This is a genomic window from Arthrobacter sp. Y3225116, from assembly GCF_059091245.1.
In genome coordinates, this window is record NZ_JBNHGL010000260.1 from 1 (window position 1) to 3,850 (window position 3,850).

Consider the following 3,850-nt stretch of genomic DNA (forward strand, 5'->3'; position numbering starts at 1 on the left):
GGCACACTATTGAGTTCTCAAACAACAGGAGCACCCGGCACCAGGACGACCCTCTCAGGCCCTCCATCGCTCCGGAGCAACTTTTCTAACTTACCCGCGCCGGCAGTCCTTGTCAAACTGCCCGGTCCCGCTCCGCCCGTTGGCAACTGCCTTCGGCCGGCTCCGGCGAGGCGGCCTTACCGCCCTGCGCGGCTTTAAACTCTACCACCGGCCGGCGCGGATGTAAATTCCGCTGCCGTTCATCTTTCGTCCACCCGGGCCGGGCCACCGGCAGGCTTCAGGTACACCACGCCCAGCGGCGGCACCCGGAGCGTCGCGGAAGCGGGGCTGCCCTTCCAGCCGCCTTCCACGGCGGTGACCGCACCCGAGTTGACCACGCCGGATCCGCCGTATTCGGCGGCATCGGTATTCAACGCCTCGTCCCATTCGCCCGCCCACGGCATCCCCAGCCGGAACCCTTCGTGCGGGGAACCCGAGAAGTTGGCCACGCAGACCAGCGGGTTTCCCTGCTGGTCCCAGCGGATGAAGGACAGCGTGTTGTGCGCGCCGTCGTGCTCGTCGATCCACTGGAAGCCGGCCGGCTCATTGTCCCGCTCGTACAGAGCCGGCGTGGAACGGTAAATCCCGTTGAGGTTGCGGACCAGGTGCTGCAGCCCCTTGTGCGGAACATTCTCGGAGAGCCACCAGTCCAGCCCGTGCTGCTCCGACCATTCCGATTCCTGGCCGAATTCGGTACCCATGAAGATCAGCTGCTTGCCCGGATGCGCCCACTGGAAGGCCAAGTAGGCGCGCAGGTTGGCCAGCTGCTGCCAACGGTCGCCGGGCATCTTGCGCAGCATCGACCCCTTGCCGTGGACCACCTCGTCATGGCTGATCGGCAGCAGGAAGTTCTCCGTGTAGGCATAGACCATCGAGAAGGTGGCCTTGCCGTGGTGGTACATCCGGTTGACCGGGTCCTCGGCGATGTATTCCAGGGTGTCGTGCATCCAGCCCATGTTCCACTTCAGCCCGAAGCCGAGACCCCCCGCGCTGGTCGGGCGGGTCACGCCGTCGAACGCGGTGGACTCTTCCGCGATCATGACGATGCCCGGCACCCGCTTGTACGCGGTGGCGTTGACTTCCTGGAGGAAGGAGATGGCCTCGAGGTTTTCGCGGCCGCCATGGATGTTGGGGACCCACTCCCCGTCATTGCGCGAGTAGTCGAGGTACAGCATGGAGGCCACCGCATCCACCCGGAGTCCGTCGATGTGAAACTCCTCCAGCCAGTACAGCGCGTTGGCGACCAGGAAGTTGCGCACCTCGCGGCGGCCGAAGTCGAAGATCAGCGTGCCCCAGTCCGGGTGTTCGCCCAGCCGGGGGTCGCCGTGTTCATACAACGACTGGCCGTCGAACCGGGCCAGCGCCCACTCGTCCTTGGGGAAGTGCGCCGGAACCCAGTCCAGGATGACGCCGATGCCCGCCTGATGCAGCCTGTCCACGAGGTACTTGAAGTCGTCCGGGTGCCCGAAGCGCGAGGTCGGCGCGTAATAGGAGGTGACCTGATAGCCCCACGATCCGCCGAACGGGTGCTCGGCCACCGGCATGAACTCCACGTGCGTGAAGCCCTGCCAGCTGACGTATTCGGCGAGCTGGTCGGCCAACTGCCGGTAGTCCAGCCCCAGCCGCCACGACCCCAGGTGCACCTCGTACACGCTCATCGGCCCGTTGTGCGGGTCGCGGGCGGCACGCCGCTCCATCCATTCCTGGTCGCCGAAGCGGTAGTGCGATTCGACCACGCGGGACCCGGTCAACGGCGGGACCTCGGTCCAGCGGGCCATCGGGTCGGCCTTCTCCCGCCACTGGCCGTCCTGGCCCAGCAACTCGTACTTGTAGACGGCGCCCGCCTCGACGCCGGGGATGAACAGTTCCCACACGCCGGATCCGCCCATCGAGCGCATCGCGTGCCGGGCGCCGTCCCAGTGGTTGAAGTCGCCCTTGACGCGGACGGCCCGGGCATTCGGCGCCCAGACGGCGAAGCTGGCCCCGGACGTGTCGCCCAGCGCGGAGTTGTAGCGGCGCACGTGGGAACCGAGCGCGGTCCACAGGGTTTCGTGCCGGCCCTCGCCGATCAGGTGCAGGTCGATTTCGCCCAGGCTGGGCAGGTAGTGGTACGGATCGTCGCTAATGGCGGGAGCACCGCCGTCGTACGCCACCTCGAGGCGGTAATCCGGGACGCGTCCCGGATCGTCGGCCGGAAAGACCGCCACCCAGATGCCCTCGTGCTCGTGTTCCATCGGCACGCGCAGTGACGGCGTGATCACCGTGACCGAATCGGCCAGCGGGCGCCGGGTGCGGACCGTGACGTGTCCGTGGTCGTCCAGGTGGGCACCGAGCACGGCGTGCGGCTGGTGGTAGGACCCGTGCGCGACGGCGGAGAGCACCTCCGGCTCGACACGCACCGGGGTGCCGAAGCGGCTGCCCGACGGCGATCCCGGTCCGGGGGCGCCGGCCGCGCCGGAAGTATTGGCCGTCCCGGAAGTGTTGGCCGCGCGGGAAGTGCCGGCCGCGCCGGAAGTGTTGGCCGCGCCGGAAGTGCCGGCCGGGCGGGAAGTGCCTGCCGCGGGCGCACCCGCGGCGGCGGGAGCGACGGGCGCCGCCGCTCCGACTGCGGCAGAAGTCCGGCCGCTACCGGGCCTGGTGCCGGTGCCTGCCAGCGGCGCCAGCGCCTCGCGTACGCCGCGGACCGGCACCTGTACCCAGCGCGGGCGGTTGCGCTGTTCGTACACCACTTCATAGAGGGCCTTGTCCAGGAGCAGCGCTCGGAAGAGCGTGGAGGAGGTGTCCACCGGCTCGCCCGTCCCTTCCCGGTAGCCGTCCAGGAAGGCGGAGCTGGCCTGCGCCGCCCAGTTGTCGGCGGCGGCACCGGCTGCGTCGTCGGGCTCCGCGAGCCGGGCGACGCCGGCGGCGTAATCGAACGAGCGGAGCATGCCCACCACATCGCGCAGCGGCACGTCGTCGGTGCCGCGATCGCCCATGGGCCGCAGCGGTTCGCCCTCGAAATCGAGCACTACCCAGCCCCGTTGTGCCGAGAACAACACCTGGCCCAGGTGGTAGTCGCCGTGGATCCGCTGCAACTCCGGAAGCTCGGTCACCTCATCCAGCCGGTCCAGCAGTTCCTGCACCGCGTCGTCCAGGGGCCCCACGGACGCCCCGGCCTGGGCCCAGCCCCAGCGGATCCGTTCCGCCAGCGCGGCCTTGAACGCCTCGACGGCCTTGGCATCCGCCGGGGAGGCTCCGGCCGCGTCGCGCAGGCTGCGGTGGATCCGTCCGGTGACGGCGCCGAGCTCGCGGGCCTGGGAGCTGAAGTCCGTGCCGTCCAGGGCGGAGCCCGACGCGGTGCGCCACGCATCCTGGCTGTCCGGAATGAATTCCCGCAGCACGCTCAGGTGTCCGGTGTCCCAGAGGCGGTCGCCGCCGTCGCTGTCCTGTCCGGGAGTCAGCCAGCCGCCGGTCACCCAGCCGTACGTGACCGGGACTTCACGGCACCCGGCCTCCGTGAGCAGCACGCCGACCTCGACGTCCGGATTGGTGCCGGCTTCCAGCACCCGGAAGAACTTCACGATCAGCGGACCCTGGTCGGACTCGACCACCACCGAGGTGTTCGACTGCTCACCCAGCAGTACGGAGGCCTGCAGCCCGGTGGCGAACTGCGGCCAGGAATCGAACCCGGCCCCGGCATGGCCGCGGGTATGCCCGTCGCCGGTCACCAACTGCCGCCGCATCAGTTCCAGCCAGGCGGCCACGAACACCGGGTCGTGGGCGCCGTCGTAAATCCAGCGCTCTCCGGTACCGCCCGCGGCACCGCCGGCCG

Annotated in this window: 1 protein-coding gene; it reads right to left on the reverse strand. The window is 69.4% G+C overall.

Annotation, left to right across the window (positions count from 1 at the left end; genetic code table 11):
- Positions 1-239: 239 nt before the first annotated feature.
- Positions 240-3,850: 1,4-alpha-glucan branching protein GlgB (glgB, locus tag AC5RV2_RS15695; protein WP_494093103.1), on the reverse strand; the 3,611-nt coding region annotated here is incomplete at its 5' end.